The 17,394-nt window shown below is 65.0% G+C and carries 18 protein-coding genes; 9 read left to right on the forward strand and 9 right to left on the reverse strand.

Annotated features, from left to right (window positions below; all coding sequences use genetic code 11):
* Positions 1-18: 18 nt before the first annotated feature.
* The 4 genes from rpe to E4P09_RS04010 all read left to right on the forward strand — a co-directional run bounded on the left by rpe (position 19) and on the right by E4P09_RS04010 (position 4,419).
* Positions 19-681 carry a ribulose-phosphate 3-epimerase gene (gene rpe / locus E4P09_RS03995; RefSeq protein WP_137388260.1) on the forward strand — a complete coding sequence of 221 codons (663 nt, stop codon included), beginning with the start codon at positions 19-21 and terminating at the stop codon, positions 679-681.
* A gap of 39 nt (positions 682-720) precedes the next feature.
* A complete protein-coding gene (locus E4P09_RS04000) occupies positions 721-2,466 on the forward strand; it encodes a heparinase II/III family protein (protein WP_137388261.1) in 1,746 nt (581 codons plus the stop codon).
* A gap of 95 nt (positions 2,467-2,561) precedes the next feature.
* Positions 2,562-4,151, forward strand: coding sequence for a bifunctional phosphoribosylaminoimidazolecarboxamide formyltransferase/IMP cyclohydrolase (gene purH / locus E4P09_RS04005; protein WP_137388262.1), 1,590 nt, complete (start codon positions 2,562-2,564; stop codon positions 4,149-4,151).
* 67 nt (positions 4,152-4,218) lie between these two features.
* A complete protein-coding gene (locus E4P09_RS04010; RefSeq protein ID WP_137388263.1) occupies positions 4,219-4,419 on the forward strand; it encodes a DUF2905 domain-containing protein in 201 nt (66 codons plus the stop codon).
* Here E4P09_RS04010 and E4P09_RS04015 read toward each other — a convergent pair.
* Both E4P09_RS04015 and E4P09_RS04020 read right to left on the reverse strand, forming a co-directional pair.
* A complete protein-coding gene (locus E4P09_RS04015) occupies positions 4,409-5,218 on the reverse strand; it encodes a class I SAM-dependent methyltransferase (protein WP_137388264.1) in 810 nt (269 codons plus the stop codon). The genes E4P09_RS04010 and E4P09_RS04015 overlap by 11 nt on opposite strands.
* Positions 5,219-5,229: 11 nt before the next feature.
* Entirely contained in the window at positions 5,230-5,835 is a 606-nt protein-coding gene (locus tag E4P09_RS04020; protein ID WP_137388265.1) for a 2-hydroxychromene-2-carboxylate isomerase, read from the reverse strand.
* A 103-nt stretch (positions 5,836-5,938) separates the two neighbouring features.
* Here E4P09_RS04020 and E4P09_RS04025 point away from each other — a divergent pair, with 103 nt between their 5' ends.
* On the forward strand, positions 5,939-7,159 hold the full coding sequence (locus tag E4P09_RS04025) for an argininosuccinate synthase (protein ID WP_137388266.1): 1,221 nt from the start codon (positions 5,939-5,941) through the stop codon (positions 7,157-7,159).
* A gap of 25 nt (positions 7,160-7,184) precedes the next feature.
* Complete coding sequence (locus tag E4P09_RS04030; protein ID WP_205042004.1) at positions 7,185-8,402, forward strand: SLC13 family permease; 1,218 nt, start codon at positions 7,185-7,187, stop codon at positions 8,400-8,402.
* Between the two features lie 2 nt (positions 8,403-8,404).
* On the opposite strand, the gene E4P09_RS04035 is transcribed toward E4P09_RS04030, so the two are convergent.
* Together E4P09_RS04035 and E4P09_RS04040 are read right to left on the reverse strand one after the other, a co-directional pair.
* Positions 8,405-9,622 (reverse strand): multidrug effflux MFS transporter, encoded by a 1,218-nt coding sequence (locus E4P09_RS04035; RefSeq protein ID WP_239025015.1) that lies wholly within the window; start codon positions 9,620-9,622, stop codon positions 8,405-8,407.
* Positions 9,619-10,017 (reverse strand): MarR family winged helix-turn-helix transcriptional regulator, encoded by a 399-nt coding sequence (locus tag E4P09_RS04040; RefSeq protein ID WP_239025016.1) that lies wholly within the window; start codon positions 10,015-10,017, stop codon positions 9,619-9,621. Before E4P09_RS04040 ends, E4P09_RS04035 begins: the two co-directional genes overlap by 4 nt.
* Before the next feature lie 187 nt (positions 10,018-10,204).
* Between E4P09_RS04040 and E4P09_RS04045 the strand changes: the two genes are divergently transcribed.
* Positions 10,205-10,444 carry a sulfurtransferase TusA family protein gene (locus E4P09_RS04045; RefSeq protein ID WP_137388268.1) on the forward strand — a complete coding sequence of 80 codons (240 nt, stop codon included), beginning with the start codon at positions 10,205-10,207 and terminating at the stop codon, positions 10,442-10,444.
* Between the two features lie 6 nt (positions 10,445-10,450).
* On the opposite strand, the gene E4P09_RS04050 is transcribed toward E4P09_RS04045, so the two are convergent.
* The 3 genes from E4P09_RS04050 to E4P09_RS04060 all read right to left on the reverse strand — a co-directional run bounded on the left by E4P09_RS04050 (position 10,451) and on the right by E4P09_RS04060 (position 14,114).
* Entirely contained in the window at positions 10,451-11,629 is a 1,179-nt protein-coding gene (locus tag E4P09_RS04050) for a CobW family GTP-binding protein (RefSeq protein WP_137388269.1), read from the reverse strand.
* The gene (locus tag E4P09_RS04055) at positions 11,613-12,893 is read right to left on the reverse strand and encodes a D-alanyl-D-alanine carboxypeptidase family protein (protein WP_170984220.1); all 1,281 of its coding nucleotides are present in this window, start codon (positions 12,891-12,893) and stop codon (positions 11,613-11,615) included. Before E4P09_RS04055 ends, E4P09_RS04050 begins: the two co-directional genes overlap by 17 nt.
* A gap of 111 nt (positions 12,894-13,004) precedes the next feature.
* Positions 13,005-14,114: an NAD(P)/FAD-dependent oxidoreductase gene (locus E4P09_RS04060; RefSeq protein WP_137388271.1), complete on the reverse strand. Its 1,110-nt coding sequence runs from the start codon at positions 14,112-14,114 to the stop codon at positions 13,005-13,007.
* A gap of 119 nt (positions 14,115-14,233) precedes the next feature.
* On the opposite strand from E4P09_RS04060, the gene speB reads away from it, so the two are divergent.
* Positions 14,234-15,190 (forward strand): agmatinase, encoded by a 957-nt coding sequence (gene speB / locus E4P09_RS04065; RefSeq protein ID WP_137388272.1) that lies wholly within the window; start codon positions 14,234-14,236, stop codon positions 15,188-15,190.
* Here the strand turns inward: speB and E4P09_RS04070 are convergent.
* Positions 15,178-15,726, reverse strand: coding sequence for a gamma-glutamylcyclotransferase (locus E4P09_RS04070; protein WP_137388273.1), 549 nt, complete (start codon positions 15,724-15,726; stop codon positions 15,178-15,180). The genes speB and E4P09_RS04070 overlap by 13 nt on opposite strands.
* 97 nt (positions 15,727-15,823) lie before the next feature.
* Between E4P09_RS04070 and E4P09_RS04075 the strand changes: the two genes are divergently transcribed.
* Positions 15,824-16,876: a DUF2125 domain-containing protein gene (locus E4P09_RS04075; protein WP_170984221.1), complete on the forward strand. Its 1,053-nt coding sequence runs from the start codon at positions 15,824-15,826 to the stop codon at positions 16,874-16,876.
* 12 nt (positions 16,877-16,888) lie between these two features.
* On the opposite strand, the gene E4P09_RS04080 is transcribed toward E4P09_RS04075, so the two are convergent.
* Complete coding sequence (locus E4P09_RS04080) at positions 16,889-17,341, reverse strand: hypothetical protein (protein WP_137388275.1); 453 nt, start codon at positions 17,339-17,341, stop codon at positions 16,889-16,891.
* Positions 17,342-17,394: the final 53 nt, after the last annotated feature.

A 17,394-nucleotide genomic window follows, 5' to 3' on the forward strand; every position in this document is an offset into this window, starting at 1 on the left:
GACTGGTAGAGCGGTGGCATGAGCACGCCGAACATCAAGGTCGCCGCTTCCGTCCTCGCAGCTCGTTTCGACAAGCTGGGCGAAGAGGTCCGCGCAGTGGACAAAGCCGGCGCCGACCACATTCATCTCGATGTGATGGACGGGCATTTCGTGCCGAACATCTCTTTCGGCGCCAGCGTTATCAAATCGTTAAGATCCTGCTCGGATAAGATATTCGACGTGCACTTGATGATTGCGCCGGTCGATCCTTTCATCGAGGCATTCGCCGCAGCTGGAGCGGATATCATAACCGCCCATGTTGAGGCGGGCCCGCACACCCACCGCACGATCCAGGCGATCAAGCACGCGGGGTGCAAGGCAGGGCTCGCGCTCAATCCGGGGACGCCTGTCGAGGCCGTGGAGCCTCTCATGGACGACCTCGATCTGGTGCTGGTCATGACGGTCAATCCCGGCTTCGGCGGACAGTCCTTCATCGAAAGCACCCTTCGCAAGGTGGCGAAGGTGCGGGAGATGATCGATCGCAGCGGACGCGAGATTGATCTGGAAGTCGATGGCGGTATCAACCCGAGTACAGCAGCACGCTGCGTTGCAGCCGGCGCGAATGTCCTGGTGGCCGGCACAGCCATTTTCGGCGGCGGGCCTCAGCGCTATGCCGCAGAAATTGCAGCCATTCGCGGCTGACACGCCCTCGTCTTTCGCGCCGGCGGAGGCCTGCTAGCCATGGCCGCCGCGGGAAGCGTTGCCGGATCGCCCGCCGCGGAGCTCATGGACGCCTTGGCGCGGCGCACCGCCCACCGTCTGATCGACCGCGCCGCTGGCCTGGTCCCGCGCCTCGCCTTCCGTGCCGCCAGCTTGAGCCATCCACCCCGTCCGCTGCTGCGGGGCGATCCGGATTTCGCCGCTGCCATTTATCGCGGCCGATTCGCGCTTGCCGGTCACACGGTCGAGGCCGGCAGCCGCTCGATCTTCGCGCTTCTCGAGCTGCCCGCGAATTTTGCGGCCGAGCTCCATGGCTTTTCCTGGCTCAAGCATCTGGAGGCCGCGGACACCGAGCTTGCCCGCATCCAGGGGCGGGCTCACATCAGCGATTGGATCACCACCCGCTGCTATAAGTCCACCGTGGCCCGCGACCTGTCCGTGGCCGCGCGCCGGCTGATCTCCTGGCTCCTGCACGGGCCGTTTCTCCTGCACAACGCCGACCCGGCCTTCGCCCGCCTGTTCTTGGGCAGTCTCAATCGGCAGGCCAGCCACCTCGCGCGGGCGCTCCATCTTGCGCCCACCAACCGCGGCCGGCTCGATGCCGCCATTGCCCTCGGCTATGCGGCGATCTCGCTCGGCGGGCTCGAGAAGCTGCGCACCGAGCTGCTGGACCGACTGGGGCAGGAGCTTGAGGAGCAGGTTCTGCCCGATGGCGGTCACATCTCGCGCAATCCGGCGGCCACGGTGGAATTGCTGCTCGATCTGCTGCCTTTGCGGGAAGCGGTCCACGCCCGCAAGCTGCACGCACCGCCACCACTCGATGCGGCAGTCGAACGCATGCTGCCCTTCCTGCGCTTCCTGCTGCATGGCGACGGGGGCATCGCCACCTTCAACGGCGTCACCGATCACATGGCGGGTGCGGTGCGGGCGCTGATCGATGCGGACGACGTGCGCGGCAAGCCCATTACCCTTGCCCGGCACACCGGCTACGCCCGCTTGGCCTTCGGGCGCTCGACCGTGCTGGTGGATGTTGGCCGCCCCCCGGCGGTGGGGCTCAATCCGGCCATGCAGTCGGGGCCGCTCGCCTTCGAATTCAGCGATGGGCCGCATCGCATCGTGGTCAATTGCGGCACCTCGAAGACGGGCAATGCCGCCTGGGCGGCTGCTTCGCGACGCACGGCGGCGCACTCCACCGTGTGCATGGGCGACCGCTCGGCCAGTCTGATCATCGATAACGGCCTGACGGCGCGGATCTTCGGCGGGCCGGTGCTGCTCGGCCCACAAACGGTCTATGGCGAGCTCACGGCGCACGAGACCGGGTCGGTGCTGGAGGCCTATCACAACGGCTATCTCGCCCAGTTCGGCTATCTGCACGAGCGGCGCCTGTTCCTGGCCAAACATGGTGCGGATCTGCGCGGCGAAGATCGCTTCCTGGCCGCGCCCGACGGTCGCGTTATGGCACCGGACACGCCCTTTACCGTGCGCTTCCACATCCATCCCGCCGTGAAGGTGATGACGGCGCGCGACGGAACGAGCGTGAGTCTGCTGCTACCGAACCGGGTCGGTTGGAAATTCTCCGCCCGCGGCGCCGCGATGCGTGTCGAGAACAGCGTATACCTGCCTGGCTTGGCAGCGCCCCGGCGTGCCCAGCAGATCGTGCTCTCTGGCCGCGTGGGCGCGAGCCGCACCGTGAGGTGGGCCTTCAAGCGCATCGACAAGCCGGCCACCGCCAGCCACCAGGGCTCAGCGCCAGAACTGCCACTCTAATATTTTCGAGCGAGGTAGATACCACAGGCCCTAGACCAGGTTCCTTCCGGGAACGAGACGTGTTATCGGGCGATTGCTCGTTTGGAGTTTCGCGAATGCCCGATCTCGTCCCCGTCCGCCGTGCCCTGTTGTCGGTTTCCGACAAGAGGGGAGTGGCCGATCTTGCCCGCCGGCTGCACGAACGCGGAATCGGCCTGATCTCCACTGGCGGCACCGCGCGGATGCTGATCGACGCGGGGCTCCCGGTCGAGGATGTGTCCAGCGTGACCGGCTTCCCCGAGATGATGGACGGCCGAGTGAAGACGCTGCATCCCAAGATTCATGGCGGCCTGCTCGCCATTCGCAGCAACCCCGAGCACGAGGCGGCACGCCTCGCCCATGATATCCCGCGCATCGACCTGCTGGTGGTCAACCTCTACCCCTTCGAGGAAACACTGGCCCGGAAGGCCTCCACCGCCGAGACCATCGAAAACATCGATATTGGCGGCCCGGCGATGATTCGCGCGGCGGCAAAGAACCACCAGGACGTGGCGGTTGTGGTCGACCCAGTTGACTACGCCCCCTTACTGGACGAGCTTGCTGCTCATGACGGTGCGACGAGTCTTGCCCTTCGTCGCCGCCTGGCCGCCAAGGCCTTCTCCCGCACCGCTGCCTATGATGCCGCCATCAGCAACTGGTTCCTGGGTGAGGTCGACGCGCCAGACGAGACCTATCGCGCTTTCGGCGGCAAGCTGTTGCAGCCCCTGCGCTATGGCGAGAACCCGCATCAGGCGGCAGCGTTCTACAAGACGGCGGAGCAGCGTTTCGGCGTGGCCTCCGCCCGGCAGGTTCAGGGCAAGGAGCTGTCCTACAACAACATAAACGACACGGACGCCGCCTTCGAATGCGTCGCCGAGTTCGACCCGGCCGAGACAGCCGCGGTGGTGATCGTCAAGCACGCCAATCCATGCGGCGCCGCGGTGGGCGACACACTGGCGGAAGCTTATCGCAAGGCCCTGCGCTGCGATCCGGTGAGCGCGTTTGGCGGCATTATCGCCCTCAACCGGCCCATGGACGCGGAGGTGGCGGAAGAGATCGCCAAGCTGTTCACTGAGGTCATCATCGCCCCAGACGCCGACGAGGCCGCGCTCGCCGTGCTTGCGGCCAAGAAGAACCTGCGGGTGCTGCTCACCGGCGGTCTGCCCGACCCCCGCGCGCCGGGTGTGCTGGTGAAATCGGTTGCGGGCGGCCTGCTCGTTCAGGGGCGCGATACCGGCCGCACGGATCCCGCATCACTCAAGGTGGTCACCAAGCGCGCGCCCACACCGCGGGAGTTCGCGGATCTTTGCTTCGCCTTCACTCTTTGCAAGCACGTGAAATCGAACGCCATCGTCTATGCCAAGGAGGGGGCCACGGTCGGCATCGGCGCCGGTCAGATGAGCCGGGTGGATTCCGCCCGCACCGCCGCGCGCAAGGCAGCGGATGCGGCGCAGGCGGCCGGCCTGACGGAGCCCCTAACCCACGGCTCGGTGGTGGCTTCGGACGCATTCTTTCCCTTCGCCGATGGCCTGCTGGCGGCAGTGGAAGCCGGCGCCACCGCCGTCATCCAGCCCGGCGGCTCCATGCGTGATGATGAGGTGATCGCCGCGGCGGATGAGGCAGGATTGGCCATGGTGTTCACGGGCATCCGCCATTTCCGGCACTGACAATACCCCTGGTCTCGCGGGCCTGCCGCGCCCATATCGATGTACAGGAAATCTTGGGCGCTGCACCATGTCTCGCACCCTGATCATCATCGGTTTGGCCATTGCCGCAGCCGGCCTGCTGTGGCCCTGGCTGCGCGAGCTTGGGCTCGGCAAGCTGCCAGGTGACATCCTCATCGAGCGCGAGAACTTCACCTTTTATGCACCCATCACCACCGGGCTGCTCATCAGCGTGGTGCTTTCTCTGGTGCTATGGCTAATCAATCGTTGAGCGATCGCAGCCATTCGCTGCCCAGGCAAAACTCGATCTGAGCCTGGTTGATCTTGCCAAGCGGCGGCTCTGTCAGTTCGAACAGGTGGACGTCGCTCTCGCTGTCATGGGTATATCGCCAGTTTCGCTGGAAGTTCGCGCGCAGGAAACGCGCATTGGCCGTACGCCCATCCACCAGCACCAACGTCCCCGGTAGAAGGAAATGCTCGAGCGTCAGAAGGTCGGCGGCCATGGGCATGCGATCCTTAGCCCTGGTCGAGATGCCGCGCACGTCCCCGGTTACCGAGAACTGACTGGGCCCGTCCAGATAGATCAGGTCCGGGCAGATGTTAGGCAGCGTCTCGTAATAGGTGCAGATGCGACCGTTGAAGGTGCCCATGGCACAGGGGCTGAATTGCAGCGTAACCCGCGCCCGCAAGTGCTCGGGCATCATCTGTCGCGTCGACTCTATGAACTCGGCCATGTCGTCGACGGAAAAGAGCTCGAAGGGTGTTGCCTTGCGCAGCCCGTCGATCTGCTGGCCATAAGCCACCTCGTTACAGGCCAGCGCATGGGCGAGCACGAGGGTCGACCAGCCGACCCCGAACTCCAGGATGGTCATCACCTTCCGGTCGCGCACCAGCCGGTGCAGGCGCACCAGGTCGCGCCATTGCGGCGGGAACGGGGTCTTGTTGGCTGGATCTACGCTGTCATAACGGTTTTCGCCGCGGAACGCCGCATCGAAGGCAGGCAGCTCCGCCAAGCCGCTCTCACGGATATAGGCGCCGAGTTCGGCCGCCGACATGGCGAGCGAAAGCATGTTTATCTTCCTCAAGCTTGAGGCTGAGCGTGCCAGCGCGACCGTCTCGCCCAGGCGATGGCCCGGTCAAGCCGGTCGTGCCCCCAGAACACCTCCCCGTCGGCCAGAACGAAGGAGGGCGCGCCGAACAGACCGATCCGCAGCGCTTCCGCCGTTTCATCCCGCAGCCTCTGTTTCACCGCGTCAGTCGCCGCATCGGCCAGCACCGACTCGGGCTCCAGCCCGATCTCGGTGAGCAGGTGAGCGATCTCGCCTTTCTCGGAAATGGACCGGCCCCGCGCGAATTCGTGGTCGAAAACCTCGCGGCTGAACACGGCGCGCTGTGGGGAGACTTGGGCGGTCATCGCCACCCGCGACACCAGCAGACTGTTCTGCGGAAACGGGTCCGGTGCACGGTAAGGCAGGCCGTATTCGCTGCACAGCCGCTCCATATCCCGTTGCATATACCGCACCTTCACATCAGGTTGGCGCGTCCCCAGCTCCTTCGCCAGCCCGCCCATGAAGAACGGCCGCCATTGCACGGTCAGGCCGGCATCCTCGGCCAGAGCATCGATCCGAATCGCCGCCAGGTAGGAATAGGGCGAGGCGAAGTCATACCAGAAATCGATGGTTCCCATGGCTATCCCTGCAGATTGATCCGGCGGCGGGCCGATATTGCCGATCACCCTGCGCCGCTCTATAAGCGGCGGCAATATCCTTCCCCGCATAAAGAGGGCATGTATGTCGGACGTCAAGAAGGTGGTGCTCGCCTATTCTGGCGGGTTGGACACCTCGATCATCCTCAAGTGGCTGCAGACCACCTATAACTGCGAGGTGGTGCCGTTCACCGCCGATCTCGGCCAGGGCGAGGAACTAGGCCCCGCCCGCAAAAAGGCGGAGATGCTGGGCTGCAAGGAAATCTTCGTCGAGGACCTGCGCGAGGAGTTCGTCCGCGACTTCGTGTTTCCCATGTTCCGCGCCAACGCGCTCTATGAAGGCGTCTATCTGCTCGGCACATCCATTGCCCGGCCGCTGATCGCCAAGCGCCAGATCGAGATCGCCCGCCAGACCGGCGCCGACGCCGTGTGCCATGGCGCGACCGGGAAGGGCAACGACCAGGTGCGGTTCGAGCTTTCCTATTACGCGCTGGAGCCAGGCATCAAGGTCATCGCCCCCTGGCGTGAGTGGAGCTTCAAGAGCCGATCCGACCTCATCGACTTCGCCGAGAAGCACCAGATCCCCGTGCCCAAGGACAAGCGCGGCGAGGCGCCTTTCTCTGTGGATGCCAACCTGCTGCACTCGTCTTCGGAAGGCAAGGTGCTGGAAGACCCCTGGACCGCGCCGCCGGACTATGTGTTCCAGCGCACCCTCTCGCCCGAGGAAGCGCCAGACCAGGCGACCGAGATCGAAATCGGCTTCGAGCGGGGTGATCCGGTATCGATCAACGGCGAGCGGCTCTCGCCGGCAACCCTGCTCACCCGGCTGAACGAGCTGGGCAAGGCCAACGGCATCGGCCGGCTCGACATGGTGGAGAATCGCTTCGTCGGCATGAAGTCGCGCGGCATCTATGAGACGCCCGGCGGCACCATCCTGCTCGCCGCTCACCGCGCGATGGAATCGATCACCCTCGATCGTGGCGCTGCTCATCTCAAGGACGAGCTGATGCCGCGCTACGCAGAGCTGATCTATTACGGCTTCTGGTTCTCGCCCGAGCGTGAGATGCTGCAGGCGCTCATCGACAAGAGCCAGGAGAATGTGGAAGGCACCGTCCGGCTGAAGCTCTACAAGGGCAACGTGATCGTGATCGGCCGCCAGAGCGACAAGTCGCTCTATTCCGAATCCCTGGTCACCTTCGAGGACGACGCGGGCGCCTATAACCAGCAGGACGCGGAAGGCTTCATCAAGCTGAACGCCCTGCGCCTGCGCACCCTGGCGGCACGGCGTCGGCTGCTGGAGGGCTGACACCCACGCCATAGACATCCCGCCCGTGTCGGGTCTCGTCACTGCGGTCTTCTGCCTGACCTATATGGGCATGGCGCTTGGGCGTCTGCCCGGCCTGGCGGTGGACCGCACCGGCATCGCCCTGATCGGCATCACCATTCTCATCGCGTCCGGGGCCCTGCCCCTGTCCGAAGCAGCGCGGGCGGTAGACCTGCCGACCATCATCCTGCTGTTCGCGCTGATGATCGTCTCGGCCCAGTTCCAGGGCTCCGGCTTCTACGACCTCTGCGCCCGCGCCGTAACCAGCAGCGCGCAACATCCGGCCCGGCTCCTGGCCCTGCTGATCGGCGTTACCGGCCTTCTTTCGGCACTACTGACCAATGATGTCGTGGTCTTCGCCTTGACGCCGCTGATCTGCCAGGGCCTGCTTGCCCGCGGGCTCGATCCCCGCCCCTATCTGATCGCGTTGGCCGGCGCGGCCAATGCCGGCTCGGCGGCAACCCTCATCGGCAATCCGCAGAACATCCTCATCGGCCAGGTCGGGCAAATCGACTTCTGGCGTTTCGCGGCGATCTGCACGCCGGTGGCCATCGCGAGCCTGGCCATCGTCTACGCAACGGTGCGGCTCACTTGGGCAGCCGCCCTGGCGCAGAAGCCAAGGCCGTCGACAGCGGCAGCACCGGCTGAAGCCGACCGGTTCCAGATCGGCAAGGGCTTTGCCGGCCTTGTGCTACTGGTCGCCCTCTTCGCAACGGATATCCCCCGTGAGGTCAGCGCCCTTGGCATCGCCGGCATCATGCTGCTCTCTCGCCGCATCTCCAGCCGCAATCTGCTGCAGCTGGTCGACTGGCCACTGCTGCTGCTCTTCCTGGCACTATTCGGCATTACCGCGGCATTTGCTCAGACCGGGCTTGCCGCTGCGGCCCTGGGTTGGGCGGCCGAGCGGAACCTGACCCCGGCGCAGCTTCCCGTCCTGGCGCCGCTTGCGCTGCTTCTGTCCAACACCATCGGCAATGTGCCGGCCGTGATCTTGCTCACCACTCTGCTGCCCGACCTTAGCGAGCAAACGCTGATTGCCCTCTCGCTGCTGTCGACCTTGGCCGGCAATTTGCTGCTCACCGGCTCCATCGCCAACATCATCGTTGCCGAGCGGGCGTCCCGAGCCGGCGTGGGGCTGAGCTTTTCCGATTTTGCCCACTCCGGCATCCCGATGACTCTTGCGAGCTTCGCCGTGGCGCTGATCTGGCTTTATGCCCTGCTCTGAGGCTACTCAGCCGGTGCAATCGACGAGGCAGAGGCTTGCTTGCGGCTGCGGAGGGCGGAGAGATGGATCAGCCCCGCTGTCACCCCCATGATGGGCAGCAAGGTTGCGAGCGCGGTGAGCGGCTCGCCAAAGAGAGCCGCCGCTAGGGTGCCGGTGAAGCCCGCCCCGATCTGCAGGAAGCCCATGAGAGCGGAAGCGGATCCAGCCACTTTCGGGAACGGTGCCAAGGCATCCGTGGTCGTGGCCGGCAGCACGAAGGCGAGGCCGAATGCCCAGATGCCCACCGGGATCATCACACTGAGAAAGCTCGGCTCCACCGTCCGTAGGACGACGGCCATGGCGATGCCGGAGATCAGGATCGCGCCAAGTCCCACCGGCACCACCTTGCGTGCGTCCCGATGCCTGAGGATCTGGCTCACGATCATCGCGCCGGCCAGGAACGAACCGGACTGCATCAGCATGCCCAGGCCGAATTGCGTCGGCGTCAGGCCCACCTTGTCGACCAGCACGAAGGGCAGGATGGCCGCCATTGTATAAAGGCCGCCAAGGCACAGCGCGATCACCAGGGTTGGCTTCGCAAACCGGCCATCACGGATCAGCATGGCGTAGTTGCGCAGCATGGTGCGTGGACGCAGCTTCGAAGGGTCGCGCTCGGCCAACGTCTCCGGCAGCGCAAACACCACCAGCGCCGCCAGTCCTGCCCCATAGAGCACCATGGCGATGAAGATGGCGTGCCAGCCGAAGGAGGTGAGCAGGATCCCGCCCAGGGTGGGCGAGATGGCCGGTCCGAGGGCCAGGGTCATGCCGATGGCGTTCATGATGCGCGCCGAGGCTTGGCCCGTGAACTGGTCCCGCACGATGGCGCGCGACAGCGCCACGCCAGCCGCGGCGCCGATCCCCTGGAGCACCCGCCCCGCCAGCAGCCAATCCACGGTCGGGGTGACGGCACAGATCAGGCTGCCGGCAATATAAATCGCGAAAAAAGCCAGGGTGGTCGGTCGCCGGCCAAAGGCATCGGAGAACGGACCGCTGATCAGCTGTGCCACGGAGAACCCGGCAAAATACACCGAGAGGGTCAGCTTGATGGTGGCCGGGTCCGTCTGGAAGGTGTGCACCAGGGCCGGCATGGCGGGCGTATAGAGCGCCATGCTGATCGAGCCCATGGCCACGAGCAGGCCGCCCATGATGGCGGTGCGAGTCGGCGACATCAACGGGGTCAAGCCTTCGGCTCCTTTTCGTCGGCCATCAGATTGCTACGCATGAGCTGCAGGATCTGGCGGAGCTCATCCACCACCTCCGGCGACAGGCCGTCTGTAGCACTGGCGCGCGTTACGGCGGCAATCTCTGCGACACGGGTCACGATCGGCCTGGCGGCTTCGGTGACGTGCACAAGCTTCGCACGCCGGTCATCCGGGTCCGGCACGCGCTGCACCAGGGCCCGCGCCTCCAACTTGTCGAGAAAGCCCACCAGCGTCATGGGTTCTACGCCCATCAGTTCTGCAAGCGTGGTCTGCCGCGATCCTTCGAACTTGGCGGCATAGGCCAGCGTGCGCGCCTCGCCGGACGTGAGCCCCAGCCCGGCGCGATCGAGCGCCCGGTCCGTGCGCCGCCGCATCAGGCGCGCAACCTCGAAGAGAAGGAAGCCGAAATGTTCCGTGGGGGAAGGCATAAAGAACAGGGAACGCTATAATAAGGCAACCGTACTAGATATAAGAATGTTTGCCCGCATTGAAGAGGAAAGGCAGCCGCATCGCCTGCGACAAAGAATGGCAAGACGCGGCAAACCGTGGCAAAAGCGCCCTATGTCTACACCCGACATAGCCATTTTGGACGCACGAGACTTGCAATGCCCCTGGCCCGTGCTCAAGGCGCGCAAGCGGCTGCTGATGCTGGCACCAGGCGCGGTTCTGCAGGTTGAAGCCACCGACCCCATGTCCGCGATCGACATTCCCCATTTCTGCGCGGAAGCCGGGCACGCGCTGATCGCCCAGACCGTTGAGAACGGGATCTATCGCTTCGTCATTCGTCGCGGCGAGAGGTGACAGGCCTCACGACAGGAGGCCGGTCGAGTCATCCAGGGACAAGGTCTTGTCGCTGAGGCCTGCGCCCGATCCGGTGAGACGATCGGTGAACGCGTTGAGTAGCGCCTCCACCCGTTCCCTTTCCACGTCGCGGGTGATGAAGACCAGGCGTGTGCGCCGGTCGCTCCCTGGCCACTGGTCCAGGCGCAACGGGGGATGCAGCATGCCCTGCACCCCATGTACCACGACTGGCCGGTCCGGGTCCTCCGCCAGCTTGACGATACCCTTCATGCGCAGGAGATCCTTGCCGTACTGCGCATTGAGCAGCTCCAGAAACAGTCCGAACGGCGTCTCACCGATCGGCTGCGGCGTGGTGATGCAATAGGCGCGGATGCGGTCATCGTGGCGATTGACGTCATGACCAAGGACGGGGTGATCGTGGGCATGATCATGGTTATGGTTGTGGTTGTGCCCGTGGTCGTCATTCCCCGCGGCATAGGCCTCTTCGGCCAGCCAGCGCGCCACCTCGATGGTCTTGGTCTCGGGATTGTACAGGCCCGCATTCAGCAGCCTCGATGCCTCGATGCCGTCCTGCGCGGCATCGAGCACCGGCGCCCCCGGGTTGAGGGCGGCAAGCCGCTGCCTCAATGCCACCAGCGCTGCGGTGTCTGTGGCAAGGTCCGTCTTGGTGAGAACGAGACGGTCGGCCATGGCCGCCTGCTTAACCGCTTCCGCATGGGCGTCCAGCGTTGCGAAGCCACTCACCGCGTCCACCACAGTGATGACGCTGTCGAGCCGCAGCCGTTGCACCAGCAGCGGGTGAGCCATCAGCACGTGCAGCACCGGCGCCGGGTCGGCAAGGCCGGTGGTTTCGATGATGATCCGGTCGAAGGCCGCGATCTCGCCGTCGTCCCGACGCTCCAGCAACCCAACCAGCGTGTCCACCAGATCGCCGCGAATGGTGCAGCAGAGGCAGCCGCTGGACATCTCGATCACATTGTCCGTGCTGTGCTCGACCAGGAGGTGGTCGAGGCCGATCTCGCCGAACTCGTTGATGATGACGGCGGTGCGGCTTAGGCCGGGGTCGGTCAGCAGACGGTTCAGCAGCGTTGTCTTGCCGGCGCCGAGAAATCCGGTGAGCACGGAAACCGGCAGCGGTTCACCCGGGGAAGGCCGGCGTCCGGAAGCGTCACTCCTCGTTGCCATTGCCCTGCGCAGGCGCGTTGGCCGCTCCGCCGGCCGCTTCCACTTTGACGTTGGGACCCTTGCCCTGGGCGACCTCTTCCCTGTTCTCCTCGGCGAGCCTCACGAACACATCCGGGCTCATGATCTGGCACGGCGCATTGTTCGAGCGCAAATAGCTGCAGACCGACTGCGTCTGAGTTTGGTTGAGATCATCCACCAGCACCAGATAGTCGCCTTTGTAGGGCACGCGCAGGATGGTGCCCCGCCCGCCATAAAAGACATAGCGGGTGGCGAGCAGCCACTTGTTCATCATCTCGGTGGCGGCTTGTGGAGTACCGAATCGGCCGAAGGCCACGCCCCAGCCCTGCAGATCCTCGGGCTTGCTCACCTCGAAGGCCGGCTTCCAGTTGCAGACCTGAGGCGTCAAGTCACTCGGGAGAGCAGCACTGGACAGCGCGCCGGCCTTCAGCCGGTAAACGGTGGTTGAGCTCGCCGGTGTCGTGAACCCTTGCTCGAGCAGCGACTGCGCCTTCGCAGTCCGGTCATTGACATTGGCCGCGCCCAGAACCACCGCCACCAGGCGGCGGCCGTCTTGGCTGGCACTGGCGATGAGATTGTAACCGGAACTGCAGATATAGCCGGTCTTGATACCGTCGGCATTTTTCATTTGCCGCAGCAGGTTGTTGCGATTGGCGAACTCGCGCGTGCCCACCACCACGGAAGGATCCGCGAAATAGTGCTGATGCTCCGGGAAGTCGCGGATGATGGTGTTGGTGAGAATGGCCAGATCGCGCGCGGTGGTCACCTGGCGGATATCCGGCAGCCCGTGCGGATTGGCGAAATAGGTGCCGGTCATGCCCAGCCGACGTGCGGTCTCGTTCATCATCTGCACAAAGCGCGGTACCGAACCGCCGATATTCTCGGCAATGGCAACGGCGAAATCATTGGCCGAGCGGACCAGCATGCCCTCGAGCGCCAGGTCCAGCTTCAGGCTGCTGCCTGGCTCCAGGCCGATCTTACTCGGCGGCTGATTGGCAGCGCGCGCGGAATAGGTGATGTCCGACTGAAGCGAGACGCGGCCACCCTTGATGGCCAGGAAAGTGACGTAGGCCGTCATCAGCTTGGTGAGCGACGCCGGGTGCCACGGCTCGCTGTCGCCTTCCCCCGCGATGATCCGCCCTGATCCCGCTTCGAACACCAGGCTTGGTCCCGCCGAGGCCGCAGCGGCCTGCCAGAGAATGGCAATGCTCGCAAGGCCAATGACTGCGGGATGACGAAGTCGCAAAATATGCCTCAAGATTGCGGAGCGAAGCAGTGCGCTTCCCTTGGTAACATTCCTAGCCGACGGTGATCAACGACCCAGCACCGAATAAGTGCCTTGCCCCTGTTTTCAAGGTTACCGAAATCGGGCCGGATCAAGCTGAGCCCTAACGGTCCGTTCATCATCACCGGCCGCTTTTTCGCCCAGAATAATGGCAGAAGCGAGCCGCGAGGCCGCCGGTGAGGTCTGAATGCCATAGCCGCCTTGGCCGGCGAGCCAGAAGAAGCCTTCGGCGGCAGGGTCGAATCCGATGACCGGCGTGCGATCACGGGCGAAGGTGCGCAAGCCGGCCCAGCTGCGCTCTATACGGGTGACGCGGATGGTCACCGCCTGCTCGAATCGATCGAGCCCCTCCGCCAGCACCATGTCGTCGGGATAAGCATCGTGCGGCTCCATCGGGTCCTCTTCTGCGGGCGAGACATAGAGGGTTCCGGCTTCAGCCTTGCAGTACCAGAGTTCTCGCGCCGGACCGAAGACGGGCCACCGGCTGACATCGTAGCCCTCCGGCGCCGGCAGCACCGCCATGCTGCGGCGGCAGGGGGTGAGGCCGATCGGATCGAGGCCGGCCATGGCGGCGACCTTGTCGGCCCAGGCGCCGGCCGCATTTACCACCACCGCGGCGGAAACCACTCCGGCCGGGCTTTCGATGAGCCAGCGGTTGCCCTCGCGGGTGAGCTTGCTGACGCGCGCGTTGCACAAGAGGGTGCCGCCCCGCTTGCGCATGACCTTGATCCAGCCCTGATGCAGCGCATGGACATCGATGTCGGACGCGTTTTCGATGGCGGCGCGGCGCACCTTCTCCGGCCGCAGGATCGGCACGAGCGAAAGGGCCTCGCGAGGTGAGATCTCCCTGAGTAACGCGCTGCCTTCGACTTGGCGGATGAACACGTCCTCGTCGCTGCCGTCGGTGATCATGAGCTCGCCTCGCGGCGAGAGCAGCGGCGTTTCCGTAACCTCCGCAGGCGGGTTGAGGTAAAAGGCCTCGCTCCTGGCCGTCAGCCATCTGATCGTATCGTTGCCGTAATGCTTGAGGTAAACGGCTGCGGAGCGTCCGGTCGCGTGATAGCCCGGCTGCTCCTCCGCCTCGAGCACCAGCACGCTGCGCGAGCGGGCAAGTTCCGCACCGATGCCGATGCCGGCAATCCCGGCCCCGATGATCGCAACGTCCACGTCATAATCAGCCATCCCGCACGCGTCCCTTGCAATAACTCTTGGAGCGCAATCCGCCCCTTGCCATCAGAAGCAGGAGGCGCTTTCTCTGTCCAGTGTGTTGGGGTCCCATTCTTCGCGAGAGGCTGGCTTAGATGACGCGAGTGCTCAATCAACCCTTGAGCGGCAACGACATGCCGCGCTTCGGCGGCATCGCCACCATGATGCGTTTGCCGCATGTGGACAGCGCCGAAGGGCTCGATGCCTGCTTCGTCGGCGTGCCCATGGACATCGGCACCAGCAACCGCCCGGGCACCCGGTTCGGGCCCCGTCAGATCCGTACGGAATCGGTCATGCTGCGCCCCTACAACATGGCGACGCGCGCGGCACCCTTCGATTCGCTCCAGGTGGCCGATATCGGCGACGTGCCGACCAATCCCTATGACCTGAAGGACTCGGTGCGCATCATCGAGGCGTTCTACACCAACAGGATTCTGAACCAGGGCGCGCGCCCCCTGACCCTTGGTGGCGACCACACGCTGGTGTTGCCCATACTCAGGGCCATGGCCAGGAAATACGGGCCGGTGGGTCTTATCCACGTGGATGCCCATGCCGACATCAACGACACCATGTTCGGCGAGAAGATCGCCCACGGCACGCCGTTCCGCCGGGCAGTGGAGGACCGGGCCATCGATCCCAAGCGGGTCTGGCAGATCGGCCTGCGCGGCACCGGCTACGCGGCGGAGGACTTCGACTGGCCGCGCAATCAAGGCTTCCGGGTGGTGCAGGTCGAGGAGTGCTGGCACAAATCGTTGGCACCACTGATGGAAGAAGTGCGGGCCAATCTCGGCAGCGGCCCCGTCTATCTGAGCTTCGACATCGACAGCCTCGATCCGGCCTATGCGCCAGGCACCGGCACCCCGGAAATCGGCGGTCTCACCGTGCCTCAGGGCATCGAGATCATCCGCGGCTGCCGCGGGCTCGATCTCGTCGGCTGCGACCTGGTCGAGGTCTCCCCGCCCTATGATACGACCGGAAATACGGCGATCACCGCGGCGAACCTTCTTTTCGAGATGCTCTGCGTACTGCCGGGCGTCACCTATCGCACCTGAACGAGGGCCTCGGCGTCGTCGACCGCCTGCAGCAAGGCTTCGAGCTCGGGGTCACGAATGCCGAGCTCGCGCAGATGCAGCACGGTCGAGCGCACATAGTCGGGGCAGCGGCCTGAGATGCCGCAGCCCTGCAGGATGAGGTTGACCTGCTCGGCGATGCTGAGCTGGCCCGCATATTGTGGATGCCTTCGGTCGATCAGGAAAACGAGCGCGGCTGCGGCGCCGCCTTTCGTGTCGACGAAGGAGATTCGGCGGAGCGCCTCGCGATAGACGTTGGTCACCTGTTCGCGGGCCACCAGATAGGCGCGCACCTCCGCCCAGTTCTCAGGCGCGACGCGGAAGGCTGTTCCCCGGCACGAGCCGCCGAGGTCGAGCCCCAGCACCAGGCCCGGCTTTTCCGGGGTGCCGCGATGCACGTGCGACAACACGCACAAGGAACGGTGTGCGCCGCGGAGCAAGGCGGGCCGCTGTTCCTCGTAGGCGAAGCCCGGCCGCCACATGAGCGATCCGTAGCCAAAGACCCAGAACTCCTGCATGATCCCCCAAACATCCGTATGTAACGTCGTTATGGCACATCCTATAGATCAGTCCGCCCAGGACCCCAACCACTCTGGCACGGCGAATGGGACGAGATTGGGCCCTTGGCGGGTCGCACTGCCGCTGATCGGCGTGCTGGTGCTGTTTGCCCTCTGGTCGGGCTATTGGTGGTACGTCTCCCAGATGAGCCGCAACGGGTTCGAGCGCTGGGTCCACGAGGTGGTCCAGCGCGGGATGACGGTGAGCTGCGGCGAGCAGCAATGGGGCGGCTACCCCTTTCGGGTCGAGATGAGCTGCGCGCCCTTGCAGCTGTCCTGGACGAATTCGGCCGGCGCAGGGTCGATCGACCTAGGCCGGCTGGAGAGCGTCTTCCAGGTCTATAATCCCCGCCATGTGCTGGCGGCGGCTTCGGCCCCGGCCTCCTACCGCATTGGCGCGTCCGGCGGCGGCGCGCCGAATGCGCTGGTATCGGCCACCTTTGCGCCGGCAACCGCCAGCCTGGTTCTGGCCAATGGCGGCTTTGCCCGAAGTGATCTCGTGGTTCGCGAGCTGGTTGCGGATTTCGGCGGTGCCGAGGGTTTCGGCGCACAAGGACGCGCCCGCAGTCTTGAGCTGCACAGCCGGTTCGTGCAGCGCGATGAGACCGCGCCGATGATCCTGGAAATCGCGGGCACGGCCGAGGACATTTCCCTGGCCGGACCGGCGGTCACCTACGCCACCGGCATACCGATCGCCCTCGACGCGATGACGCTTCGGGCCGAGATGGATGGCGCCTTCACCGCAGCGGTCGACCCCAGCACGGCCCTGCGCGCCTTCGTGGCCTCGGGGGGCAAGGTGCGCATCACCCAGCTGAACGGTCGCCAGGGCAAGGTGACCATCGACGCGACGGGCGAGCTCACCTTCGATAGCGACGGCCAGGCCAATGGGGAGCTCGACTCCACCGTGGTGAATTTGAAGAGCATACTCGACCAGCTGCGGGAGGCCGGCCGCCTCGGCGAGCTCGAAGCCGCTTTCTCGCTCAACATGCTCTCCATGCTGGAGGGTGCGACCTCCGGCCGCGAGGGATCGTTGCGGGTCAAGGTGGTCATCAAGGATGGCAACGTCTATTTCGGCCCATTCAAGATCCTGGAACTGCCGCCGCTATTCTGACGCCGTATCTGGTCACGTCTGAAACATCCCGCGGAACGCCGGAAACCAACGGTGGAGCCGGCGGCGGGCCGAAGCCTCCGGCTCGCTCAAATCGGCCTGGCCATCGGAGGCACGGGCCGGCAGCAGCGCCGCCGACAGATCCGCCAAGGTTGCCTCGACCTCCGGCTCCGTCTCGGCCAGAAGATGCACATGCACTTCGTTCACCCCGTGCCGATCCGCCAAGCCGCTCGGCAGCGAGGACGCTTCCAGCACTGACGAGAACCGGCCGATGGCGCAGACGACCCGCTGGCCCGAGCGCTCACGTCGCACGGCCAGGTAGATCGCGCCGGGGAAAGGTGGGCAATCACCCAGCCGGAACACACTGTGGATGTAGCGCCGGCCGGAAGAACCGTTCCAGTACCAGAACCGATCGCCAAACGGGCCGTCGCGGTTCACTTGAGCGGAATGGGAGAGGGTCTTGATCATGTGGTTACGCTAGAACAAAACACGAACACATGTCAAGCCCCGTTCGCGCGTGT

This window comes from Rhodoligotrophos defluvii, assembly GCF_005281615.1.
Taxonomy (GTDB): domain Bacteria; phylum Pseudomonadota; class Alphaproteobacteria; order Rhizobiales; family Im1; genus Rhodoligotrophos; species Rhodoligotrophos defluvii.